Annotated in this window: 28 protein-coding genes, 1 other RNA gene and 1 pseudogene; 10 read left to right on the top strand and 20 right to left on the bottom strand. The window is 42.7% G+C overall.

From position 1 onward, the window contains the following. Nucleotides 1–56 precede the first annotated feature (56 nt). Both AC1DXF_RS21320 and AC1DXF_RS21315 read right to left on the bottom strand, forming a co-directional pair. A complete protein-coding gene (locus AC1DXF_RS21320; RefSeq protein ID WP_477450724.1) occupies nt 57–305 on the bottom strand; it encodes a hypothetical protein in 249 nt (82 codons plus the stop codon). A 3-nt stretch (nt 306–308) separates the two neighbouring features. After that, complete coding sequence (locus tag AC1DXF_RS21315) at nt 309–1,010, bottom strand: DUF3291 domain-containing protein (RefSeq protein ID WP_477450723.1); 702 nt, start codon at nt 1,008–1,010, stop codon at nt 309–311. 200 nt (nt 1,011–1,210) lie between these two features. Here AC1DXF_RS21315 and AC1DXF_RS21310 point away from each other — a divergent pair, with 200 nt between their 5' ends. Next, nucleotides 1,211–1,924: a ThuA domain-containing protein gene (locus AC1DXF_RS21310; RefSeq protein WP_477450722.1), complete on the top strand. Its 714-nt coding sequence runs from the start codon at nt 1,211–1,213 to the stop codon at nt 1,922–1,924. Nucleotides 1,925–2,049: 125 nt separating this feature from the next. Here the strand turns inward: AC1DXF_RS21310 and AC1DXF_RS21305 are convergent, their stop codons facing one another. The 7 genes from AC1DXF_RS21305 to AC1DXF_RS21275 form a co-directional block, all read right to left on the bottom strand. Then, nucleotides 2,050–3,012, bottom strand: a complete 963-nt coding sequence (locus AC1DXF_RS21305) for a YpdA family putative bacillithiol disulfide reductase (protein WP_477450721.1) — start codon at nt 3,010–3,012, stop codon at nt 2,050–2,052. 91 nt (nt 3,013–3,103) lie between these two features. Beyond that, a complete protein-coding gene (locus AC1DXF_RS21300; RefSeq protein ID WP_477450720.1) occupies nt 3,104–3,751 on the bottom strand; it encodes an adenylate/guanylate cyclase domain-containing protein in 648 nt (215 codons plus the stop codon). Nucleotides 3,752–4,162: 411 nt separating this feature from the next. Next, nucleotides 4,163–4,627, bottom strand: a complete 465-nt coding sequence (locus AC1DXF_RS21295; RefSeq protein ID WP_477450719.1) for a hypothetical protein — start codon at nt 4,625–4,627, stop codon at nt 4,163–4,165. A 215-nt stretch (nt 4,628–4,842) separates the two neighbouring features. Beyond that, an RNA gene (gene ffs / locus AC1DXF_RS21290) (signal recognition particle sRNA small type) lies at nt 4,843–4,941 on the bottom strand. Between the two features lie 44 nt (nt 4,942–4,985). Further along, nucleotides 4,986–5,609, bottom strand: a complete 624-nt coding sequence (locus tag AC1DXF_RS21285; RefSeq protein WP_477450718.1) for a 2'-5' RNA ligase family protein — start codon at nt 5,607–5,609, stop codon at nt 4,986–4,988. A gap of 98 nt (nt 5,610–5,707) precedes the next feature. Then, on the bottom strand, nt 5,708–6,241 hold the full coding sequence (locus AC1DXF_RS21280) for a hypothetical protein (RefSeq protein WP_477450717.1): 534 nt from the start codon (nt 6,239–6,241) through the stop codon (nt 5,708–5,710). Between the two features lie 88 nt (nt 6,242–6,329). Further along, on the bottom strand, nt 6,330–6,950 hold the full coding sequence (locus AC1DXF_RS21275; RefSeq protein ID WP_477450716.1) for a 2'-5' RNA ligase family protein: 621 nt from the start codon (nt 6,948–6,950) through the stop codon (nt 6,330–6,332). Nucleotides 6,951–7,024: 74 nt separating this feature from the next. Here AC1DXF_RS21275 and dinB point away from each other — a divergent pair, with 74 nt between their 5' ends. Further along, complete coding sequence (dinB, locus tag AC1DXF_RS21270) at nt 7,025–8,209, top strand: DNA polymerase IV (protein WP_477450715.1); 1,185 nt, start codon at nt 7,025–7,027, stop codon at nt 8,207–8,209. A 6-nt stretch (nt 8,210–8,215) separates the two neighbouring features. On the opposite strand, the gene AC1DXF_RS21265 is transcribed toward dinB, so the two are convergent. Continuing rightward, complete coding sequence (locus tag AC1DXF_RS21265; RefSeq protein WP_477450714.1) at nt 8,216–8,380, bottom strand: hypothetical protein; 165 nt, start codon at nt 8,378–8,380, stop codon at nt 8,216–8,218. 80 nt (nt 8,381–8,460) lie between these two features. On the opposite strand from AC1DXF_RS21265, the gene AC1DXF_RS21260 reads away from it, so the two are divergent. Next, nucleotides 8,461–9,024 carry a hypothetical protein gene (locus tag AC1DXF_RS21260; protein ID WP_477450713.1) on the top strand — a complete coding sequence of 188 codons (564 nt, stop codon included), beginning with the start codon at nt 8,461–8,463 and terminating at the stop codon, nt 9,022–9,024. Nucleotides 9,025–9,086: 62 nt separating this feature from the next. Then, nucleotides 9,087–9,833, top strand: a complete 747-nt coding sequence (locus AC1DXF_RS21255; protein ID WP_477450712.1) for a carboxypeptidase-like regulatory domain-containing protein — start codon at nt 9,087–9,089, stop codon at nt 9,831–9,833. A gap of 79 nt (nt 9,834–9,912) precedes the next feature. Here the strand turns inward: AC1DXF_RS21255 and AC1DXF_RS21250 are convergent, their stop codons facing one another. Then, nucleotides 9,913–10,479 carry a hypothetical protein gene (locus AC1DXF_RS21250; RefSeq protein ID WP_477450711.1) on the bottom strand — a complete coding sequence of 189 codons (567 nt, stop codon included), beginning with the start codon at nt 10,477–10,479 and terminating at the stop codon, nt 9,913–9,915. 148 nt (nt 10,480–10,627) lie between these two features. Here AC1DXF_RS21250 and AC1DXF_RS21245 point away from each other — a divergent pair, with 148 nt between their 5' ends. The 6 genes and pseudogenes from AC1DXF_RS21245 to AC1DXF_RS21220 form a co-directional block, all read left to right on the top strand. Continuing rightward, nucleotides 10,628–11,377 carry a prolipoprotein diacylglyceryl transferase gene (locus tag AC1DXF_RS21245; RefSeq protein ID WP_477450710.1) on the top strand — a complete coding sequence of 250 codons (750 nt, stop codon included), beginning with the start codon at nt 10,628–10,630 and terminating at the stop codon, nt 11,375–11,377. Then, on the top strand, nt 11,370–12,767 hold the full coding sequence (locus AC1DXF_RS21240; protein ID WP_477450709.1) for a radical SAM protein: 1,398 nt from the start codon (nt 11,370–11,372) through the stop codon (nt 12,765–12,767). Before AC1DXF_RS21245 ends, AC1DXF_RS21240 begins: the two co-directional genes overlap by 8 nt. After that, nucleotides 12,764–13,075, top strand: coding sequence for a hypothetical protein (locus AC1DXF_RS21235; RefSeq protein ID WP_477450708.1), 312 nt, complete (start codon nt 12,764–12,766; stop codon nt 13,073–13,075). Before AC1DXF_RS21240 ends, AC1DXF_RS21235 begins: the two co-directional genes overlap by 4 nt. A gap of 82 nt (nt 13,076–13,157) precedes the next feature. Beyond that, nucleotides 13,158–13,472 carry a hypothetical protein gene (locus AC1DXF_RS21230; protein WP_477450707.1) on the top strand — a complete coding sequence of 105 codons (315 nt, stop codon included), beginning with the start codon at nt 13,158–13,160 and terminating at the stop codon, nt 13,470–13,472. A 12-nt stretch (nt 13,473–13,484) separates the two neighbouring features. After that, nucleotides 13,485–13,760, top strand: a complete 276-nt coding sequence (locus AC1DXF_RS21225) for a hypothetical protein (protein WP_477450706.1) — start codon at nt 13,485–13,487, stop codon at nt 13,758–13,760. A 17-nt stretch (nt 13,761–13,777) separates the two neighbouring features. Further along, nucleotides 13,778–13,906 (top strand): annotated as a pseudogene (locus AC1DXF_RS21220) (PD-(D/E)XK nuclease family transposase); the annotation flags it as partial. A 31-nt stretch (nt 13,907–13,937) separates the two neighbouring features. On the opposite strand, the gene AC1DXF_RS21215 reads toward AC1DXF_RS21220, so the two are convergent. The 9 genes from AC1DXF_RS21215 to dnaJ form a co-directional block, all read right to left on the bottom strand. Beyond that, on the bottom strand, nt 13,938–14,867 hold the full coding sequence (locus AC1DXF_RS21215) for a Ppx/GppA phosphatase family protein (protein ID WP_477450705.1): 930 nt from the start codon (nt 14,865–14,867) through the stop codon (nt 13,938–13,940). A gap of 182 nt (nt 14,868–15,049) precedes the next feature. Further along, on the bottom strand, nt 15,050–16,303 hold the full coding sequence (locus tag AC1DXF_RS21210) for an ABC transporter permease (RefSeq protein ID WP_477450704.1): 1,254 nt from the start codon (nt 16,301–16,303) through the stop codon (nt 15,050–15,052). Then, nucleotides 16,296–17,216 carry an ABC transporter ATP-binding protein gene (locus AC1DXF_RS21205; protein WP_477450703.1) on the bottom strand — a complete coding sequence of 307 codons (921 nt, stop codon included), beginning with the start codon at nt 17,214–17,216 and terminating at the stop codon, nt 16,296–16,298. Before AC1DXF_RS21205 ends, AC1DXF_RS21210 begins: the two co-directional genes overlap by 8 nt. Before the next feature lie 266 nt (nt 17,217–17,482). Next, nucleotides 17,483–18,688: an exo-alpha-sialidase gene (locus tag AC1DXF_RS21200; RefSeq protein WP_477450702.1), complete on the bottom strand. Its 1,206-nt coding sequence runs from the start codon at nt 18,686–18,688 to the stop codon at nt 17,483–17,485. Beyond that, entirely contained in the window at nt 18,688–19,284 is a 597-nt protein-coding gene (locus AC1DXF_RS21195; protein ID WP_477450701.1) for a hypothetical protein, read from the bottom strand. The genes AC1DXF_RS21200 and AC1DXF_RS21195 overlap by 1 nt, the downstream gene beginning before the upstream one ends. After that, nucleotides 19,281–19,853, bottom strand: a complete 573-nt coding sequence (locus AC1DXF_RS21190) for a hypothetical protein (protein WP_477450700.1) — start codon at nt 19,851–19,853, stop codon at nt 19,281–19,283. The genes AC1DXF_RS21195 and AC1DXF_RS21190 overlap by 4 nt, the downstream gene beginning before the upstream one ends. An 11-nt stretch (nt 19,854–19,864) precedes the next feature. Beyond that, nucleotides 19,865–20,497, bottom strand: a complete 633-nt coding sequence (locus AC1DXF_RS21185; RefSeq protein ID WP_477450699.1) for a hypothetical protein — start codon at nt 20,495–20,497, stop codon at nt 19,865–19,867. Nucleotides 20,498–20,546: 49 nt separating this feature from the next. Further along, nucleotides 20,547–21,695: a DmpA family aminopeptidase gene (locus tag AC1DXF_RS21180; protein WP_477450698.1), complete on the bottom strand. Its 1,149-nt coding sequence runs from the start codon at nt 21,693–21,695 to the stop codon at nt 20,547–20,549. Nucleotides 21,696–21,855: 160 nt separating this feature from the next. Next, on the bottom strand, nt 21,856–23,025 hold the full coding sequence (gene dnaJ, locus AC1DXF_RS21175; RefSeq protein ID WP_477450697.1) for a molecular chaperone DnaJ: 1,170 nt from the start codon (nt 23,023–23,025) through the stop codon (nt 21,856–21,858). Between the last annotated feature and the right edge of the window lie 129 nt (nt 23,026–23,154).

Below are 23,154 nucleotides of genomic sequence, written 5' to 3'. Positions count from 1 at the left end.
CCTCGAGTGATTTAAATATATCTATTTATTAATCAATTACTTAGGTTGAAGCTTGTTTAGAAATTGTACCGGTAATATGCATCTTTAAAATCAGTGCGCATCTCAATAAACCGTGCGCCAACTTTGGTTAAAAACTCCTCATCAAGTAATTCAAAAACACTGTTAACGCCATCGGTTAAATCCATTTCGGCAATTTTAAAACTTTGCTCCAGGGTCCCCTGTTCTATCTTTACAATAAACTTTTGGTTCATGTTCATGATAGTAACTTTAAAATCTGGGTGCGGTAGTTCGGCAATAATTCTCATATTTTAATTTTTCAATAAATCATCTAAAGGGTCTTTACCATCCAGCGAACCAAAGCTAGCCACCAGCCGGAAGCGGGCAAATAGCTCTTCGCTATACCAGTTTTCGCTCCGGGTAAGTTTTATCACCTCGGCATGCTCCCGGCTTTTGTAGGCAAAGTTTTTTACATCATCAATGCTTTTCCATACAGAAAATGTTGCCTGCCGGTAAACGGGCGTTTCGCCAACACCAAACGATGTAACATAACCTGGGGCTGATGTCATCAGCCCGGCTACCTCATCTACATGGCTCCAGAAATTTTTAAGCCTGCTTATGCGGATGGTGGCCCGTGTTAGCACAGCCACTGGCCCGGTATAATTTGTAGCCTCGGGATTGCCAAAGGGTTCTTTGCCACTCCACTTACCATGGCTTTGCAGGGGCTGGCATAGTACGGTGTAGCCTTCTTGGCCAAATATTTTCCACCAGCCCGATACAAAAGACCGGTTATAAAACTGGTCGAAATCTTCACGGCTTTCCCAACAGGCCAATAAACCCCATTGCCGCCAGTCGGGTTGTAAATCAAAAGTTCCGTTTTTGCCCGATCCAAGCAGCTTGTAAAATGTGCAGCCTTTTTGCAGCAGCAAGGGTAGCCGGTGAAGAGCCATGGCCAGCAGGGCAAAAGGTATAAACACTTTGCGGTAACGTATTATGGTTAAGCTAACATACATACGCCTGCTAAATAAAAGATTAAATGTGATATTGTTGGAATTTACGTTTAAGTAAAAAAGTTTTTACATATCCATGTTACAACGACTGTCGCCGATGCCGATATAAAATTTCAATTAAAAGAAACCTTGTTACATAAAACATAAGTGCTAATTTGCGATGGAAATTAAATTCCAGGTACTAACCAACTGATACTTAAATTATGAAAAAATTAATCATCATTTGCCTGCTAACAGGTTTATCTATTATTGATGCAGCTGCGAAAACCAAAGTGCTGGTATTTTGCAAAACAGCCGGGTTCCATCATAATTCTATCGCGGTGGGCGTACCGGCTATTATGAAGTTGGGCGCCGAAAATGGTTTTGAAGTAGATAGCACAACCAATGCCGAAAAATTTACAACTGCCAATTTAAAGCAATACGCCGCTGTAATATTTTTAAGTACTACCGGCGATGTATTGAACGATGCACAGCAAATAGCCTTTGAACGGTATATTAAAGCCGGTGGCGGCTTTGTTGGCGTACATGCTGCTACAGACACCGAATATGACTGGGCCTGGTATGGCAAGCTGGTTGGCGCTTATTTTAAAAGTCATCCTAAACAACAAGAGGCGGTTTTGCATGTGGTTGACCGTAATTTTATTGCAACCAAACACCTGCCCGAAGACTGGAAACGCTGGGACGAATGGTATAACTATAAATGGATAGGTGATGACCTGCATGTACTGATCAAGATAGATGAGAAAAGCTACACAGGTGGCGAAAACGGTGATAACCATCCCATGGCCTGGTACCACAGCTTCGATGGTGGCCGTGCCTTTTATACTGAGCTTGGACATACCGACGAGTCATATGCCGATCCGCTATACCTCAAGCATTTGCTGGGGGGAATTCAATATGCAATAGGGAAGAAGTAGTCGGCGGCTGAAGGGTGCTCCCCGTGGGAGGAATCCGGTAAAAGCCCAGTAATAAATCTCCGGCCTGGCCAACAGGAAGCGAATCGGGCCGGAGATGTTGATGAGTTGAATTTTACGCTATTGATCTATTTGCTTCTTTTTGCAACTATATCATTCATAATCATATCGGCATGCACCCGCGAATTTTCGATGAACCATAGGTGCGTATCCAATCCTCCGCAAACTACGCCTGCAAGGTATAAACCGGGCAGGTTGGTTTCCATCGTTTCGGGATTGTATTGAGGGACAAATTTATCTTCGGACAGGATAATGCCCAGTTTTTTCAGGAAATCAAAATTGGGTTTATAGCCTGTCATGGCCATTACAAAATCGTTGGGAATGGTGATCAGGCCATCGGGCGTTTTGATATCAACCTCGTGTTCGCGGATTGCTTCGAGGTTGGAGTTGAAATAAGCCTTCACACTGCCCTCTTTTATCCTGTTAATGATATCGGGCCGCACCCAGTATTTAACCCTGCTGCTAATCTCAGGCCCACGTACCACAAGGGTTACATCGGCGCCCTTGCGGAAGGTTTCCAGCGCCACATCAATGGCCGAATTACTGGAACCAACCACCACCACTTTTTGCGAGGTATAATAATGTGGGTCCTGGTAATAGTGTTTTACTTTGGGCAGGTCTTCGCCGGGGATATTTAAATTAACCGCTATGTCATAAAAGCCGGTAGATACAATAACCCTTTTTGCCTGGTAAGTTGTTTTACTTGTTGCTATTGTATAGCCATCATCTTCGGCCTTTACGCTGGTTACCTCCTCAAATAAATGGAGCGGCAGGTTGTTTGATAGCGCTACCCTGCGGTAATATTCCAATGCATCGTTGCGGGTAGGCTTGTTATGAACGGTTACAAAAGGTACGCCGCCAATCTCTAATTTCTCTGAAGTTGAGAAAAACGTCATGGTAGAAGGGTAGTTATATAACGAGTTTACCAGGCAGCCTTTTTCGACGATTACAAAACTTAAACCTGCTTTTTGGGCTGCCAGTCCGCATGCTAAACCTATGGGGCCGCCACCTATAATGAGTATATCGAGCATGCTGCTAAGATAGGCAGTTTTTGAGAGACAATTGTGCATCGATCTGCACATGTGCCAATTTTGCTTAGATAAGTAAAATGTCCAGGACGAATCAGCGGCTGTTATGTGTTAACCAGAAATAGCCATTAAATAGTCCAGGTTTGGTGCGATTACTGTATGGCCTTCCTGCCAGGCGGACCTGTTGTCCCTGGCTGATCCCCTGCAACTGCACGGTTTGATAATGGGCGATAGCCCCGTCATCTGCTAACAACTGGTACGCATGCTCTGAAATGATCATGTCGTTATCCAGCTCTTTAGTTTTGGCCTGTAGCCGGGATGCAATGTTGACGGGGAGGCCCATTACTGATAGTTGCGGAGCGTTATCCAATCCAAACTGGCCAACAAAAACTTTACCAGCGTGCAAACCGACGCCAATCTCGAGCGGGCCTCCATAATAAGGTTCGTCATAAGCTTCGTTGTACAGGCCAACCGTTTGGAACATCACTTTGGCAGCCTGGTAGGCGTTGTTCACAGATTCTTTCAACCCGGTTTGTAAGCCAAACACCGCATATAAACTGTCTCCGGCGATCTCTACCACCTTGCCTTCGAATTTCCTGATGATTTGGTTGAATGCGGTGAATAAACGGCGTACAATTTGAATGACGGTTTTACCAGACTGGGCTTCCAACAAGCCGGTGAAATTTCGGATATCGAGAAACAGGATGGCAAGTTCCTGTTCCTTGTCTGGGGGAGCAGGCATCGGGGGTAGCATGAAATAATTATTTTCCATAGTAGTATAGACGATTAACACTTAAAACCATTTTAAACAAATGTAGAGAGATGACTAAACGACGGCAAAGCAAAAAAGGTAAACCGGGGGCGCTTGCCGGTAAAAGCAGGGATATGAGCGGTAAGCCGTATCTTTTTTTTGCATAGCCGACTAATAATAGGACGATTCAAATACCAACAAAAAATTAGCATCCTTGCCGCACACCTAGCAGAACAAGAATCCAATGGGTACCTTTTTTGTATAGGCACATGAAAAACTACCCGTTTAAATTGGTAATAACGACATGAATAGTGAAAAGCCCCCCTTTGAGGCCTTTTTGCGATGCCAGATGGTATTTACATAGTTTGTAAGGGTCACCCGGTAATGCCATCGACTATTTTTTTAGAATGGCCGGAAATTTGGCCGGCTGATGAGCGGTGAAAACGACCAGGGCACCGAACTTAGTATCACCAAGAGGGCTGCCGTTAACCAAATCGCCATTGTTTTAAATTTTTGCCGGTCATTCGTTTGTCGTTTGCTTCTGGCAGAGCCAAGGGTGATGAGGGTTATCCCTATCAGCATCATGGTAATGTGTTCCATGCCAAAAAAACGGATTGCACGTTCATGTACTGCGGTGCCGAAGTGATGTAAGAAGTAAGCAACAATTGGGCTGATGAAGTATAGCCAGATGCCCAATATTAATTGAAGATGTGCTACAGTGGCTGTGGTATGCCTTACAATGTTATCGAATTTCGAATAAGGACTTCGTAATAACCAGCCGCGGTACGAACGAAAGATAGCGAACAGGAGGGTAATCAATACCAGCCAGCGGGTGAGGGAGTGCAATGCCAATAATGTTCCGTACATGGTTAAGCAGACAATTATCTGGCAATAATATTTAATTTTTTTAGCCTACGAAGCCTTAGGCGTACTTTTTTGGGTATTTATTACTTGCGCTTTACGCTGTTATGCTTTTTAGCTATAAAGAGCAAACGGCTGTCTGGCCGGAAGGTAACTTGATTTCTGTCGTTTGGTTCACAATAAAAGAATCTGCTTTTGGCAGGAAAAATATAGGCACAAAAAAAGGGTAAGCTACTTTTATCGCGCCGCTCAACTCTCTACCCTTGCTGCGTTCCCACCCTGGGGGAGTTCAAGAGGAGCTGGCCGTAAAAGACTTACCCCGGCGCAAATATAGAAAAATAGCGCGTGTATGGTTAATAAATTGTTAAAAAAGGCTTACCTGCTGGCTTACAGCGCTATAAAATTTTAATTGCGTTGCTTGATGGTTACGATAGCTTTCGGCCAATGCATCCGGCGGCCCCAGAAACTCAAACTCGCGGTAAAATTCCGACAAAAATTCTCCCTTGGTGTATTTTACCCTCAATATTGTGAATTTTGAAACTGTAAAACTAAGTTTTAGTTCACGGCGCTGAAAATACGGCCACAGCAAATTAAACTGCTCTGCTGTTAACGACCTCGCAATGGTGATATGTGGCTTACCGCTTCCCTTACCCGTGGTTTTCCATAGTTCTTTTAGCCAAAACCGGCTTTCTGCATTTAACTGAACGTTAGCATAAATGGTTTTACTGTGACCGTTTTGATCGTTAAAACAATCAAAACCATCAATTTCAAAAGTAACCGGTGGCAAATGGTTTATTGGCCTTTTAAAATGTGCGAAGCCCGCTTCATGAAAATCGCCCGGATTGGGGTGATAATTGTTGATGGTAATATGCGGAATAGCATTCATACTTGGATAATTCCCTATCACTCGTTTTGCCTGGTTTTTTAACCGGTAAATTTCTGTATTAATATGATTTGGCAAATCCAATAAAAAATGGAACGATATCATAACTTCAATTTTAAAAGGTTAAAAAAAAATTTGGCTTTCCTTGGTATTGGTAATAAAGCCCGGTTGATTTTCTATGTTAAAAAAGTATAAACAGTTTACTATTTAGTGAGTATCAATTCAAGATCTTTTTTGATCAGCTCAGAATTTTTTGGTTTGATCTCGTAATCGAAATTAGCCGCGCCATCAGTCGCGATTCGGATAATTGAAACTGATTTTGTTTTAAGTATTTCTATATCTTCTTTTTCCAGTCTATAATATACCAGGTTGATAATCCGGTCGGCCTGCGATCCGTATGTAACCCGGGCGTCGCCACCGGCATCTGGCTTTAAATCAAGTACGCTGTTATCAGTAAACTTAATATTGGTAATGTTGGCAGGTCCTACAGACCATACCCGGGGACCGTTCATATTATCTATCCGGAAACATAATACGTAACTCGTTCCTATTTTTTGCGCGTAAACATATAACAGCCTGCCTGTAGCAAAGCCCAACTGCGTGTAAATTCTTTCGTCGGATGTTTTCCACGTTGTATCGCCTTTAATTTTATCGATCTCGGGTTTTTCTAATTTTTGAGCCAATACTGCCGTGGCTAAACCAACTGATAACATAAGGGTTAAGTAAAACTTTTTCATTGTGATTTTAGGATTAATTAATAAAAGTGATAGTGATAAGGTTTAGGTTTAAAAAAATATTTATCCGGAATAGTGATAAGGTTTAGGTTTAAAAAAGATTTATCTGCTCCCGGTTAACGTGGCTAATCCGGCCATCCTGAATGTTTTCGATGCCTATGAAGCCTTGTTTGTTTTTAAACTCAAATGCCTTAAAAAATTCCCATTTGGCGTAAGGATCAAAGGTGTCGCGTTTGTATATATTAATGGAATTTATCCAGAAAGGTTCAACCAGCTTTTTATGCCTGAAATGTGGCCACAGCACGTCAAAGTCCTTTTTAGGAATATTCCTGGTTATCGTAATATGAGGGGCCAGCGCCTTTTTTATCTTCAGTTTTTTCTTTAACAGGTGAAACCAGTCATCAACAGCCGACGTCGACCGGATATTGGCATATATCGTAAACTTATCATGGAGGTGCGGGAAATATGCGAAACCATCAACGTGTAATAATACCGGCGGCAGCTGCTTTAATTCGGCCTCCATTAGTTCAATATTTTTATCAGTCATAAACGGCTTCTGACGTTCCTTATGCTGGATAGAAATATGACCAGGCGAGTTCATGCCTTGATAATCTCCAATGAGCCTTGCCGATGCCTTTTTATAGCGGGCAATTTCGGCCCCGATTATCTCCGGCGGCGAAAGCAGCATTAAATGATCTTCGTACATCCTCATGTTTCTAAATTTTCTATGAATCAAAATTACTAATATAATTAGTAAAATACCAAATTAATTAGCATTTTTGTTTCATGGATCAAAAGCGGTATATCGTTCACATCGATCTCGATTCTTTTTTTGTTTCGGTTGAACGTAAGTTCAATCCGGCGCTTATAGGCATCCCGGTGCTTATTGGTGGCTCGGCAGATAGGGGTGTGGTAGCTTCCTGCAGCTATGAAGCCCGTAAATTCGGCATCCACTCGGCAATGCCTATGAAACTGGCCATGAAGCTTTGCCCGCATGCCACTATTATCCGTGGTTCGCACGGGCGTTATTCCGAGGCATCGCGCGAGGTTACAGACATCATCCAGGATTCGGTACCATTGTTCCAGAAATCGTCCGTTGATGAGTTCTATATAGACCTTACCGGTATGGATAGGTTTCATGATTGTTACCAGGTAGCGTCAAACCTTAGGCAACGGGTTATTAAGGAAACCGGCTTGCCTATTTCATTCGGGATGGCATCTGGCAAAACAGTAGCTAAAATGGCTACCAATGCCTCAAAACCAAATGGTCAGTTATTTATTAAACATGGCGAAGAACTTCAATTCCTGGCGCCGTTGCCAATTGGCAAGATTCCGGGCCTTGGCGAAAGTACCGCCCAAAAGCTGTATCAATATGGCATAGAAAAAATTGGCGACCTGCAACGCACCAATCTTCGGTTTTTAGAAAGCGTATTTGGAAAGGCGGGTATTTTTTTGTGGGAGAAGGCGCATGGAATAGATCATAGCGAGATTGTACCTCATTCAGATCGTAAATCTATTTCGACAGAGCATACTTTTCATTTTAATGTAAATGATCAACGCACAATTGAAACCATATTAATATCCATGACCGAGGAGCTGTCGTCTAAACTTCGCCGTGAAAATAAGCTGGCATCGTGCCTGGCTATCAAAATCAGGTATGCCAATTTTGAAACCCATACCCAACAACAGAAAATTGCACTTACCGCTGCCGAGCATATCCTGTTACCGGGTATTAAAAATTTGCTCAAAAAAGCCTGGAACCAGCACCGGCCCATCAGGCTGATAGGGGTGAGGCTGAGCAACCTGGCCAGCGGCAGGTACCAGATAAATCTTTTTGAAGATAATGAGGAACGCATCAGGTTATACCAGGCCATGGATAACATCAACTTTAAATTTGGCGATAAAACCGTTTGCCGGGCCGCGGGAATGGAAATTGGTACCAGAAATTTTAACCCGTTTTTGAAAGGGTAAGAAATCTTACACAGCCCCTTCCAAGAAAGCGGCGTTTTGATTTGCAGCTTTAGAATCGCGCCTTAGCGCATCGGGGCCGTTATTTACGTAGTTGATAGTTACCATACCACTGATGGCTTTACGCACTGTATCACACTCTACCTTAAGTGATTGCCCGATACAATCCGTCATAAAATCAGAAAAAAACTAAAAAAGTTAAATGGATTTGTGGAAATGTTCAAATAAATGCATCCTTTAACAAAAATCTTAACATGGCGCGCATTAAGAGCATCAATATCACTAAACCTTGCGAGGAGCCATGGCAACAAATGACACCGGTTGACGATGGGCGGCACTGCCAAAGCTGTTGTAAAAGGGTTACCGATTTTTCGGTAATGTCGGATAAGGACATCATCAACTACCTTGGCAGGCAAAGCAACGTATGCGGACGATTTGACGGCAATCAGCTAAGGAGGATAAATCATCAGCTTAAAAGCAACGGGCAATCAAATGGTTTATTTAAAAAGATAGGTTTGGCGGCAGCGGTTGTAATGGCTATACCCTTTGCCCGTATAAACGCACAAACAAAACATAAGACAGAGCATGCGCCAGGCAAATCGAAACAGCATTGTGCTGGTTTGGCTAAAGCAAAAGGTTATACCGCTGCAAATATTATTATCGGGCCATCTTTACAGGCAGTTAGCGTGAAGCCGATTTCTACCGAAGATCATGTGCGATTTGAGGTATTGGGTGGTATTTCAGTTGGGCGTATTACCATTCGTCGTGTTTGGTATCGTGCCTGGGATAAAACAAAATGGGTTTTCGGCGGCAACTAAAATTTTTACACCATTTATGGAATGGCAATTAAAATTGCATCCTGTTAAAAAGCGCACCCGATATGTCGAACATCCAAAGCATCAACATACCTAAACCTTGTCACCAATCGTGGCAGCAAATGATGCCTGCCGAAAGCGGCAGGCATTGTGCCCAATGTTGCAAAACCGTTACCGATTTTACAACCATGACCAATAGCCAGGTTATTGCTTACCTAAGCGATGCTGGCAATGTTTGCGGCAGGTTTAATGAGCAACAGCTAAATAACCTCAATCACCAGTTTGCTGCGGATACCCCGGCAACCACTGCAAGGGGATGGAAAAGGCTGGCTGTGATAATGGGCATAGCAAGTTCGGCCTTATCATTTAAAGCTGTAGCGCAAAACAAACCGGCTATAATAGTGCAAACCCCTAAGGCAACCGGCGACACAAGCGCAGACAGTTTTATGTTGGGTAAGGTAGTTACAGTCAATACTGCTGCAACCAGGACAATTACCGGGCGCATATATGATGACCAGAATGTGCCCATGCCGGGTGTGATAGTCAAAATGTTATCGGGTATAACAGGCACCCTCACCGATACAGCCGGTAAATTCAGGCTTACCATACCGGCAGACACAAAACAAGTACAGGTTTCATTTATAGGATACAAACCATTGCTGCTTAACATTTGTGCAGATGAAAACTACCAGGTAAAACTTACTACCGAACAATATGCCTGGCTGGGCGAGGTAGTGGTAACCAGAACGCCCCTTATCAAGCGGATTTATTACCGTTGTATAAAAAGGCCGATAAGGAGGATATTTAATTGACCAGATTATTAAATCATTTTATCGGGAAAAAACAATCGTCGGTGGGATGCTGGGCGGCGGATAAGAGTGAAGGCCGCTATTATCCCTCAGCACCGATACTGTCACCCGGTCGCCAATTCTTTTTTGCCATAAGAACCTTGACTTCGTTGTATTCCAATGGATAAAAGTGATGGTTATCTACTCCAATATCAAATGACAACGAATCCGGATCATCTTTTAAGGTTCCGTGTGAATGACCGTACAAATGAAAACTACCTCCGTATTTTCCGTTCCATTGCCTGATAGCATAATGAAACAAGATGATTTTTTGCTTTCCGGATATTACGGCATCGTCTGCAACTTTTAATTCATAATAATCTTTTATCCACTCAAATCTGTTTTTACAAGATAGGGCCGAAGCTTCATGGTTTCCTTTTATAAGAAAAATACTACCGTTTAAGCGTTTCAGAATTTCTTTAAGCCGTTCTGGTTTGTTGAGTGCTAAATCCCCTAAATAATATACAGAATCGTTTTGGCTTACTTTTTCATTCCACTTCTGAATCATTATTTCATCCATTTCCTCAACATTATTAAAAGGCCGTTTGGCATGTTCGATAATATTGTGATGGCCAAAATGGTGATCAGAAGTAAACCAAATTTTATTCATTGATATTCAATTTGACCAAATATAATAAAACTTCTGTCAGGCTTTGAATGTGGTTAGCTGGCCACTGCAACAGAAAAATGATTTGCAATTCTGCACTGCTGCTTTTTATTCACATAAAATAACCGGCAGATTGGTACATTGCTGCCCAATGCACTTCCCCGTAAACATCCCCATAGGCAAATCATCTATCCCCGTACATTTTGTGTGCGAAACGCTGGCTTATTTTTTAGGCTACCGCTACTATGCCTGGCTGCGCCGGAATACTCGCGACCAGATCAGCACCGAAAACCGGCTTATTATTTTTATAGGCGCGGCATTTGGTGCTTTTGTAGGCTCGCATGTGGTTGGGGTTTTGGAGAACCCTGCGCTGCTGTCAAAGTTCAACCTCATTTACTTTATGGGCAATAAAACCATAGTAGGCGGGATGCTAGGCGGTTTGATAGGAGTGGAGCTTACCAAGAAGAAAATAGGTGTAACTGTATCATCCGGCGATTTGATGGTTTATCCGCTGATACTGGCCATGATTATCGGCCGTATAGGTTGTTTCCTGGCGGGATTGGAAGATGGTACTTATGGTATAGCCTCAAACCTGCCATGGGCTATTAATTTTGGCGACGGTATCCGCAGGCATCCCACAAACCTTTACGAGATTGTGTTTTGGATTTTGCTTTGGCTCATTTTAAAGGCGATTGAAGGGCGGCACCAGTTTACAGATGGCTCAAAATTTAAAGTTTTTATGCTGAGTTACCTGCTGTTCAGGTTTTTGGACGAGTTTATTAAGCCCGATTACTTTTTTAGTTTCGGGCTTTCGGTAATTCAATTAGTTTGTTTGGCGGGTATTTTGTATTATTATAAAGTATTTATACACCCATCTAAACTGATAAAAACCGATGCCTGAACGCCCTTATATTTATTATGATTTTACCTTGAGCATTTGCTCTACCTGCCTGCGCCGGGTTGATGCCAAAATTGTGTTTGAAGACGATAAGGTGTACATGCTTAAAAACTGCCGCCAGCATGGTTTCGAAAAAGTACTGATAGCCACCGATATTGAGTATTATAAAAACTGCCGCAACTATGCGAAGCGTAGCGAAATGCCGCTCAAATTCAACGCCAAAACGCATTACGGCTGCCCATATGATTGCGGCCTGTGCCAGGATCATGAACAGCACTCCTGCCTTACCGTGGTTGAAGTTACCGATAGATGCAATTTAAGCTGTCCCACCTGTTATGCCATGTCGTCGCCAAGTTATGGCCGTCACCGTACTTTGCAGGAAATTGAGCAGATGCTGGACGTGATTGTAGAAAACGAAGGCAAACCCGATGTGGTACAGATAAGCGGCGGAGAGCCAACCGTGCATCCCCAGTTTTTTGAGATATTGGACATAGCCAAAACAAAACCCATTAAACACCTGATGCTGAACACCAACGGCATCCGCATAGCCAAGGACGAGAACTTTGTAAAGCGCCTGGCCACTTACGCGCCCGATTTTGAAATTTACCTGCAATTTGATTCCTTTAAAAAAGAAGCTTTGGAACAATTGCGCGGCGAGGATCTGCGCGAGGTACGCACAAAGGCTATAGAGCACCTGAATAAATATAACCTGTCAACTACTTTGGTAGTAACCCTGCAAAAAGGACTGAATACCGACGAGATAGGCGAAATTATTGAATATGCCCTGAAACAGCCCTGCATCCGCGGGGTAACCTTCCAGCCAACACAGCAGGCCGGCCGGTTAGAGAATTTTAATGAGCAAACAGATCGTTACACGCTGACTGAAGTGCGCACCGCTATATTGGAGCAAACCAACATCTTCAATAAAAACGACCTGATCCCGGTACCCTGCAACCCCGACGCGCTGGTAATGGCCTACGCCTTAAAACTGGGCGACCAGGTATTCCCGCTCACCCGGATGATAAATCCTGACGATTTGCTGGATAACTCCAAAAATACTATTGTATACGAGCAGGACGAACAGCTGAAAGGCCATTTGCTCAATATGTTCAGCACCGGTAATTCGGTTGATAAAGCTAAAGAGCACCTGCATTCGATATTATGTTGCCTGCCCGAGATTGACGCACCGAGTTTGAGTTATGATAACCTGTTCAGGGTTATTATTATGCAATTCATTGATGCCCATAATTTTGACGTACGCGCGATCAAAAAATCATGCGTGCACATTGTTAACAAGGATATGCAGATCATCCCTTTTGAAACTATGAACATTTTTTACCGGGACGATAAACGGGAATATTTGGAACAGTTACGAAATGAAATTACGGTATGATGGAAGATAACAGTCAAGAAGATAAAGTACAGCCGGAAAACGATATCGCAGGGAAAAACAAAAACAACCCTTTCCCTGGCATTGGAATTTTAGGTATCAACCTGATGATCCTGATAATTTATACCTTGTTATGCAAAATGGCAAACAATTTAGATAGCCTGGCATTTGAAGCTATGTTCATCGGAGTACAGGTTTTTGTTTGCATTGGTATGGCTATCGCAAAAAGAAGCGGCATGTGGTTACTCAGCGGGTTCCTTGTTTTGATTATCGGGTTTTCTACTTGTGTGGGAATAGAAGGTATGCGCTAAAAAGGTATTACAGCAAAAATAAAGTAACCTGCGGTAATTAATCACAGTGGTATCTACAACAACTACGAAATGAAATAATAGCATGACAGAAGAAGAAAACCCAAACAACTCCACTCCCAAGCCAGATGACTTTTTGACAAAGTACGCCCCCAAACAAAACAAGCCGGGCGATGGGATGAAAATTGTTGGTTATAACCTGTTGGCGCTTGCGCTGTACTCTTTGGTTTGTCTGTCTTTATCCGGAGGGTTTGTATTGGATGCGTTTATCTTGTTTTTTCATGTGCTGCTTTGTTTGGGTTTAGCTATTGACAAACGTAGCCGGCTATGGCTGTTAAGCGGCCTGTTAGTTTTAATAATTGGGTTTTCTACCTGTGTTACTTTTGCAGGAATGAAATAAATTGTAACAACAATGGAAGCAATAAACGAACCGCAAAAACCACGACCTGATTATAAAATAATGATAGTGGGGATTAATCTTGCAGTGCTTGCAACTTATACGATATATAATAGTGTTCATAGAGATCATGACGGATACATAGTAATAGGCGAAGCATTTTTAATTGCCATTCAAATTATAATATGTTTGATAACAGCCATTTTTGTTTGCCGGAAAGAGTTTTTATTAAGCGCTCTGGTGGTATTACTGATAGGTTTTTCAACCTGTTGGGGCGTTTTTTATAATTGAAATAATACGTAACAATTATGCCAGATAATACCCCTTCCCGTTTCAGGTAAATATATTGACCCTTTAGTTGATTTTGCTTTTAAGAAGATTTTGGCAGCGAACCTGATAAGTATTTGCTCATCGCTTTTTTAAATGAAGTGTTCAGGGTGGGTAAACTTGACTCTTGGCCCTTGATTCTTATTCCCCCAACATCTCCGCCAAAACGCCTTCCTTTAACGAATTACTGCACATACTTACCTTGCTAATCCCCAGCTTATGCATAATAAAACGGGTAATTAATGATGCGGCAACTATCATATCAACCCTAACCGGGATAATGCCTTTATTGGCGGCCCGCTCTTTATGGCTGGATGCTACAAATTTACCAATGAGCGTTAATAGCTCATCTTCGTCAAAATTGTAATTTTTGGTGGTTTTTAAGTCGAAGTCGTGCCCTTTTTCAACTTCTATCACTTCGGCAAAAGTTTCAAAAGCGCCGGACGAGCCAATAAGGGTGTCAATTTGGATGTTTTTTACGGCGGCAAACAAATCGGCCAGTTTTTCGTCAAGGTATTGGTTTAAGGCTTCTATGGATGCCGGTGGGATAGGATCTGTTCGATGAAACAAATCCATCAGCCTGGCGGCGCCAATTTCAAAGCTTTGCTTCCATATGATGCCATCGGTATTCCCTAAAATAAACTCTACACTACCGCCGCCAATATCCATAATCAGCGAGTTTTGTGCCGATAAACAACCGCTGATCTTTACGCCCTGGTAAATAAAACCCGCTTCCTGCTCGCCATTAATAATTTCGATAGCTATGCCGGTTTGGGCTTTAACCTCGCTGATAAAATCTTTCCCGTTTGATGCACTGCGCAGTGCAGATGTTGCTATGGCGCGAGTTTCGGTTGCTCTCCTTGCGTTTATTTCATCAGCAAATTGCTGCATGGTATTTATACCCCGCTGGTAGGCTTCGGGCAAAATATAGCCCTTGTTAATACCTCCTTCGCCAAGCTTTACGGCTTCGTGGTAGTGTACAATCTCCTGGTAATTGTGTATTTCGCCATCGGCAATCAATAAGTGGAAGGTATTTGTACCCAAATCCATTACGGCAACGCGTTTACTCATGTTGCTAAAATAGATAATCCCTCAAAATTGTTTGATATTTAGTTCATGGTTAATGGTTCATGGGTGGTGGTAGTGATGATAAAAAAGATATACCCGATTCTTTTATACAATAACCTATAAATAATGGTGTTCCAAACTATGAACTATGAACTATGAACTATGAACTATGAACTATGAACCAATTATTCCTTATAAAAAAACCATTTACTCAGTTCTTTATAGCTGGCTTTTTTGCCATACATTAAAATTCCAACTCTGTAAATACGTGCTGCCACATAGGTAGTAAACAAGAAGCCCACTACCATCATAAACATGGATAAAGCAACCTGCCATATGGGCGGATCAAATGGTAAACGTACCATCATGGCAACCGGTGCTGTAAATGGTATAATAGATAACCATACGGCCAGTGCGCTATCAGGAGCCCGGAATAAAACCGTTACCGATAGCATATAAGTAAACAACAGGGGCAAGGTTATCGGGAACATGAATTGCTGTGTTTCGGTTTCGCTGTCAACCGCCGATCCTACAGCTGCAAACAGGGCACTATATAGCAGGTATCCGGTGAGAAAGTAAAACAAGAAACAGCCCAAAATATAGCCGAATGGGATGGTGGATAATGTTGCAATAATGCCCGCCATAAAGCTTTGCGGCGTATTAAACGCATGCCCGGCTATTTTTGATGATATCACTGATAAAATTATCCAGGCGCTAAACTGTGTTAGCCCCACCAGGCCTACACCTATAATTTTTCCCAGCATCAATTGAAAGGGTTTTACAGATGATATGATCACCTCGATGATGCGGCTTGTTTTCTCTTCAATTACTCCACGCATAACCTGGCCGCCGTAAATAAACAGCGATATGTAAATGAATATAGCGCAGGCAATGCCAACAGCAATGTTTGCGCCAAGGTCGCTGCTCTTATCGCCGGTCTCGGTAATTTCTACCGTTTTAATATTGATGTCAGATTTTTTGATGGAATGAATTACCGCCGTATCAATATGATGCTGAATCATGTTGTAATCGAAAGCGATATTGCCCATTTGCTTTTCAATCTCATCGGTAAGCTGCATGGGCGATTTCTTTTTAGAGAAGATTTGCACGCTTCCTTTTTTAGCATAGTCAGCAGGGATGTATAGGGTCGAGATATTTTCGTCCTTTTTCGATTCAGCTTTATCTGCATTTAAATCTTTATGATTTACCACAAATTTGATGTTGGACACATCACGGAACTTATCAACAAAAATTTTGCTGTCATCAACCACCGTAACTATTTGGAGTGTTGATAGGGTGTTACTGTCTTTGGCTACTAAAGCGATAATGGCCCCCATTGCAAGGATTAACAACGGCACCACAAAGATCATGACGATGAACGACTTTTTCCGTACCCTGGTAAGGTATTCGCGCTGGATGATGAGTAATACTTTATGCATGGCTTTTGTTGTTTGCGTTTACTTTTTCGATAAATATTTCATGCATGCCCGGTATAACTTCCTGCAGCATATTGATGCGCACCTGGGGTATAAGGTATTGCAATACATCATTTGAGGTATAACCTTCATTTAGCTTTATGCGGATGGTATGGTTATCATCGTCGGTTATGGTATCGCCAATGATGTCGAAGGGCTGTGCGCCGTTAAAGCTTAAACGCTGGCCTGCATATTCAACCATATAGGTTTCATTGCGGTAGGAGTTACGGATGTTTTTAACGGTACCATCCAATATTTTATGCGACTGATGGATGAGTGCAATAGCATCGCAAAGTTCTTCTACCGATTCCATGCGGTGTGTAGAGAACAGGATGGTAGCGCCTTTTTTGTTCAGTTCCAGTATCTCTTCTTTAATGATTTCGGCATTCACCGGGTCGAAACCGCTGAAGGGTTCATCCAGGATAATCAGGTCGGGCTCATGCAACACGGTAGCCACAAACTGGGCTTTTTGCTGCATACCTTTTGATAGTTCTTCTATCTTTTTTTTCCACCAGGTTTCCATGCCCAGCTTATCAAACCAAAACTTTAAACGTTTTTGGGCTTCGGCGCGGCTAAGGCCTTTCAGGCGGGCCAGGTAAATCATTTGCTCGCCTATCTCCATTTTTTTGTATAGGCCGCGTTCTTCGGGCAGGTAGCCAATACGTTCGATGTGCGATTGGTTGAGCTTTTGGCCGTTAAAGAAAACTTCGCCTGAATCTGGCGCGGTTATCTGGTTTATTATGCGGATAAGCGAGGTTTTACCGGCGCCATTGGGGCCAAGCAGACCGAAAACCTGGCCGCTTTGCACCTCCAGGCTTACATCATCTAATGCCCGGTGACCGGCGTATTGTTTAACAATATTGCGGATGCTTAACATGTTTTGATAAAGGTTTGATGCGTTAATAGTACGGTTTAGATACGGGGGAATTTAAAATGTTACACACGAATGAACACCAATTTATTCGAATTACACGAATTGATACACACAAATGTTCACGAATTTTATCGGATTACACGAATCAAGCCTAAACGAATTCAATGTAATTCTTTATCCAGGTGCAATTTAGGCTTCTATTTGTAAAAATTGTATACACTCTGCATTCGAGATAATTAGCTTAAATCCGTGAAATTAGTGCACAGAAATTAGTGTGCTTCCAATTGCTTTAGATCGAACCTGAGCGCCTCAATAGCCTCTTTTTGCCTCGATATGATCACATACATATAGCCATTGTAGATGATGGTATGCGGATAACCGTATTGACCGCCTTTCCAAAGCCCTTCTTTTTTAAGGTGATAAAGTTCGTTTGCGATGATGTAGTTTTTATCGAATGACTTACCTTCATTTGATAGGGATAATACCAACGGATTACGATCGTAATGGTGCAGCGTATCGGGGATACCCACGTAGTAAAAACGCTTATCGGGCAGGCGGCCGAAATGGAATTTGCTGTCGTTATCAGAAAAAGGCGCTTCTGCCGGGCGCAACCATGAAGTGCCATTATCCTTACTTTCGGTAAGCCATAATTTACCTTTCCAGCCTTTGCCGGTTACGCGTAGCAGCATGTGCAGCACATTATCATCAGTCTGAAAAAACGAACCTTCGCAAAGTGGGGGCAACCCCAGCTTAGCCGCCGGTGCATAAAAGGCGGCGGAATTATCTTGAGTATAAAGCGAATCGGGATAAATGCTGCTTAGTTTCCAGCCGGAGGTTCCGCGCGGATCATCTGTGTACGGGAACAGGAAATTACCACTGATAATGAGCCTGCCGCTTTTGGTAGCCTCGGGGCCGTGGTTAGGGATCAGCGGCACGTGCATGTCGATAGGATTGCTCCAGTGGAGACCATCTTTGCTGATTTTGCCCCAAAGATGGGTGTTTTGGCGGTGTTTGGTGTATTCGCCATAATAGGCAACCAGGGTGCCTTTGTATTGGTATAGTCCTGCGGCGGTAAGTACGGTCAATGTGTCATTAACCCTGCCCGGGGATGCTAACGCCACCGGTGCCGACCAATGTACAAAATCTTTCGATGTAGCATAAATCACCCGCTGGCCCGGCGAATCCTCGTCAACCAAACCGTTACTCCATATCGCGATGAATTTATCTTTAAAATGGATGATGGAAGGGTGATGATTATACAGCCATTCCTTCTCCGGCGAATAGATCATTGACCGTTGGATGTTTAATTTAGGAACATCAGCTTCGGTTTTGTAGGTGTTGCGGATGGTTTGGGCCTGGGCGTAAGTATTGTATAACGCAAATTGGATAAACAGAATAATAGCGGCAACGATACATTTATTTGCCATGCTGCCGGATGGGTAATAACCTGGTGACTGTTTGAGAATAGTATTCATTATGGTGTTCGAAATTCAGAAATTGAGCGGCTAAGTTCATCCTGCGCTTTTAAATATTTAGTTATCCCTATCAATGCATAACACAAGGAAGCGGGTATAAACAACAGGCTAAACATGCCTATTTGTATAAATATCCGACCAATAAGCGCCATCATAACACCGGCCGTTATATAAAACAAAAGGTAAGTTAAATAAGCAAGTGGGAACAAACCGAAAGGCAATCTAAGCTCGTCGTTGCGCAATCCGAAAAATTGAATAATTAAGAGGATGCTCATTATCATCATAAAAATAGATAGGAGAAATAATAACATGGCCCCATTGGTATTTGGGGTGGCAATATCCGACAAAAGGGTTATAACAAAGTTAAATACGATGAAAACTATCAACGTTGTGATGTACACTTTTTTTTCATGAAAATGTTTTAACACATAAACCAGGTATATAAGCTGCGCATCAAAAAGTAACTCCCTGATAAGCGTGAAGTAAAACGGTGGCCGCTGTTGGTTTAGCGCAAATAGGAGTGCCCCAATGATTGTAATAAAGTAAACGGCATTAATGGCTATAATAAACCTGGTTGTTTTAACGCTTACTTTCATATAATTTGCTCTTTTACGCCCTTGTCGATAGCCAGGTACTTTGCAATCTTAAATAGGATATAGAATGTTATGCCCGGGATTAATACTTCGGTAAGTCTAACATATTTGAACATCATCGACGAGTAAATGATGCTTGCCACCAGTTGTAACAAAGTGATAAAAAGAAACGCAAGGCCATAAGTGAACATGGGGTACGCAAGCCACTTATTTTGTATCCTGGCAGATTGGATTATAAAAATAATTGCAACAATAATGGATAATAAAAAAAGAAGATAATACAAGGATATATTTTTTGCAGTGATTTTAACAACCACAAAATATAACGAAATAAAAACATCAACACCGATAAAGATTTTGCAAGTTGTGATGATGGAAGTATCTTCCTTTAAGTATTTTAAAACTAAAACCAGGTAAATTAACGGGATTATGTATACTATTTCATTAGAGACAAGGTGTAGTTTGCCTACCGGTATATCGTTAAACCTTAATGCGATAGATGAAATAACCGAAATAGTGTAAAGTAGGTTTACAGCCATCGTATAGTAAGTATTTTTGATTGTTACTATCATTTTTCTTCATGTTATTGTTCGGACGTGTAAGTTTCACTCAAGCTGGCATGTATCAGCCTGTAGTGTTGCTCTTTTTGTTCGGTAAGCAACTGGCAAAAAATAAAAATGATACTTAACAATACCGTCGCTTCCAAAACCGGTGGAATGTAACCGAGGTAGTCGAACTTGAAGGAAAAGGCGTCGGCTAAGTAGCCCCAGATAAAAGGCAGCCCCATTTGCGCGATAACTTTAAGTATCAGTACGATCCCCAATAGCTTAAAGCCAGTTCCGGTGGTTTCGTCAGTCACCCTGAAACATTGGATAATCATATTAAGTACCATTATTAAAACTGAAATGCCGATTGCTATAGTAATACCCTGGTTACCGAAGCCAGTAAAAGAAAACGGGATAGTAACCGCACTAAAACAAACAAAAACAGCAAATGAAATGACTATTAAACGCTTTTCCTGCTTTGATCTTAAAATGCATACCAGGTAAAAAAACACCAGGCAATGTACTACGGAAAATAAGATTGAAAGCGTGCCATCGAGATAGAAATTGATAGACCACTTCATGATCTTGGTCAGGTTAACGATCGGCAGCCAGGCTAAATAGGCAAGCGCCATGGCTATAAAAAAAATGCTTTTGCCAATTGTTGGTTTCATTGTTGTAAGGTTGCCTTAAATTAGCAAATAAACTTGATTAATAAACCTGTTACTGCATTTTATGGCTATAACTATTTATCACCTGCATCAACTTATCATGCGGTATAGCGTAAACCGTATTTCTGTTAATGCCTTTCATATCTTTGGCGGCTATCATCGCATTTATGATAGCTTCTTCCACGCTTTCAACGGTAGCCTGGTAAACTTTGTCCATTTGTTCTTTGGGTAATACCGTCCAGGTTTGCAGGGTGCCTTTGGCGTTATCTTTTGGTGGTACGGTGCTAAATGCCAGGAAAATATCGCCCGAGCTATTGCGCCCCACACCTCCGCAGCGGGCAACGCCTAAGGATGCGCGTTTGGCTATAAGTTTTAACTGGGCTGGCAATAAAGGGACATCGGTACCAATGATGATGATGATAGAGCCATCCTTGGGTTTGGAGTTAATAACAGGCAAATCGCCTTTCCACTCTTTACCAACAGGTACGCCGGATATGATCAGGTCTGTTCGCCTGCCAAAATTGCCTTGTACAAAGGCCCCAACCGTATAGGTAGCTGTATCTATACTGATCACCCTCGACGACGTACCGCTACCGCCCTTAAATTGGAATAACGACATTCCAGTACCGCCGCCAACGTTGCCTTCCTCCACTTTACCGCCATGGGCTGTATTCAGGGCTTCAAATACGTCTTCTTTTTTTACGTGAAAACCGTTAATGTCGTTTAATACGCCATCGAAAGTTTCGGCAGCCACAGGCAGGCCAAAGGAGAAATCAACCAACGAGCCTTTGCTGAAGTTTTTTACATTCCACTCGCCAATAGCATCCCTTACCACACCAACGCTATTGGTATTGGTAATGCCGATAGGGCCGTAGTTTAATCCATATTCGTCAATTACGGTTGTGCCGGTCATCTCACCGTCGCCATTAAGGCTAAACCATCCGGCAGGCAATGGATCGATAGATTTGCCGTTTGGCATAATAACCGTAACACCAGTGCGCACCGGGCCTTTGCCGGTAACCAAGGGCCCGTCGCCACTTATTAATGTCTTGTAGCCCACCAAAACACCTTTAACGTCGGTAATTGCGTTGTATTGGCCGGTAGTGCCGTTAAATTTGATGCCAAGATCGCGGGCACGTTGCTGGGCGGTGGCGACTGAAATGGTCGATATAAAAAAAAATGTTAATGCGAGCGACTTCATTTTGATGAATGTTTAGCAGGAATCAAAATTCTAATATACTCATCAAAAAACGATAACGGAAATCGCTGATAACAAAAAGCCCGAAGTCATAAAACTCCGGGCCTTCCTATTTTGCGGCTCAAACCTTTCAGCTTTCACCTTTATCCTTTCACCTCAATAGTTACTCAAAATATTCCTTCATCCGCTCAAAAAAGCTTTTCTCGTTTTTGCCCGGATTGGGTTTAAAGTTGGGGCTTGCTTGTAATTTTTCCAGTATCTCGCGCTCTTCGCGGCTTACAATTTTTGGCGTCCAGATGTTGATGTGCACCAGTTGGTCGCCACGATGGTAGGAGTTTACTTCGGGTACGCCTTTGCCTTTCAGGCGCAGTATTTTGCCGCCCTGGGTTCCGGGGTCAATTTTTATCTTGGCTTTGCCATCGATAGTAGGTACTTCAACAGTGGTGCCCAATGTTGCATCAACAAAGTTTACATGCAAATCGTATATCACGTTGTTACCATCGCGTTTTAAAGTTTCATGCGGAATCTCCTCGATCAAAATGATCAAATCGCCGGGGACACCGCCACGTGGGGCCGCGTTGCCTTTACCACTCATGCTTAATTGCATGCCTTCGCTTACACCGGCAGGTACGTTGATGGTGATCAGTTCTTCACCACGCACTACGCCATCACCATGACAAACATTACATTTTGACAGTATGGTTGAGCCTTCGCCGTTACAGGTAGGGCAGGTGCTGGTTGTTTGCATCTGGCCCAAAATGGTATTGGTTACCCTGCGCACCGCGCCCGAGCCACCACATGTTTTACAGGTTTGGAACGATGCTTTATCTTTTGCGCCACTGCCATCGCAGGTTTTGCAGATGATTTGTTTATTAACTTTTATTTTCTTTTCGGCGCCGTTGGCAATTTCTTCAAGCGTTAAACGTACTTTAATGCGCAGGTTGCTGCCACGGGCTACACGCCTGCCGCCGGCACCGCCACCCTGGCGGCCACCGCCGCCAAAGAAACCTTCAAACGGACTGCCGCCGCCAAAAATGTCGCCAAACTGGCTAAATATGTCGTTCATATCCATACCGCCGCCGCCATAACCGCCGCCATTTGGCGATGATGCATTGGCAGCATGACCAAACTGGTCATAACGCTGGCGTTTTTCGGGACTGCTTAAAACCTCATAAGCTTCAGCCGCTTCCTTGAATTTCTCTTCCGCCTCTTTATCACCCTGATTTTTATCGGGGTGGTATTTAATAGCCATTTTACGATATGCCTTTTTTATCTCATCAGCATCTGATCCTTTTGAAATGCCCAGTACATCGTAATAATCTCTTTTAGCCATATTTTTTAATTATTGAATAGTTGAATTAGTGAATTAGTGAGTTTTTTATTGAGTGAATTAGCGAGTTAGCGAATTAGCGATTGAAGAGACTCGGTTTATAACCGGTCAACAATTCAAAACCTCGCTGAT

It is taken from the genome of Mucilaginibacter sp. P2_A5 (assembly GCF_056404995.1).
This window is presented reverse-complemented; position numbering and strand designations above follow the sequence as displayed.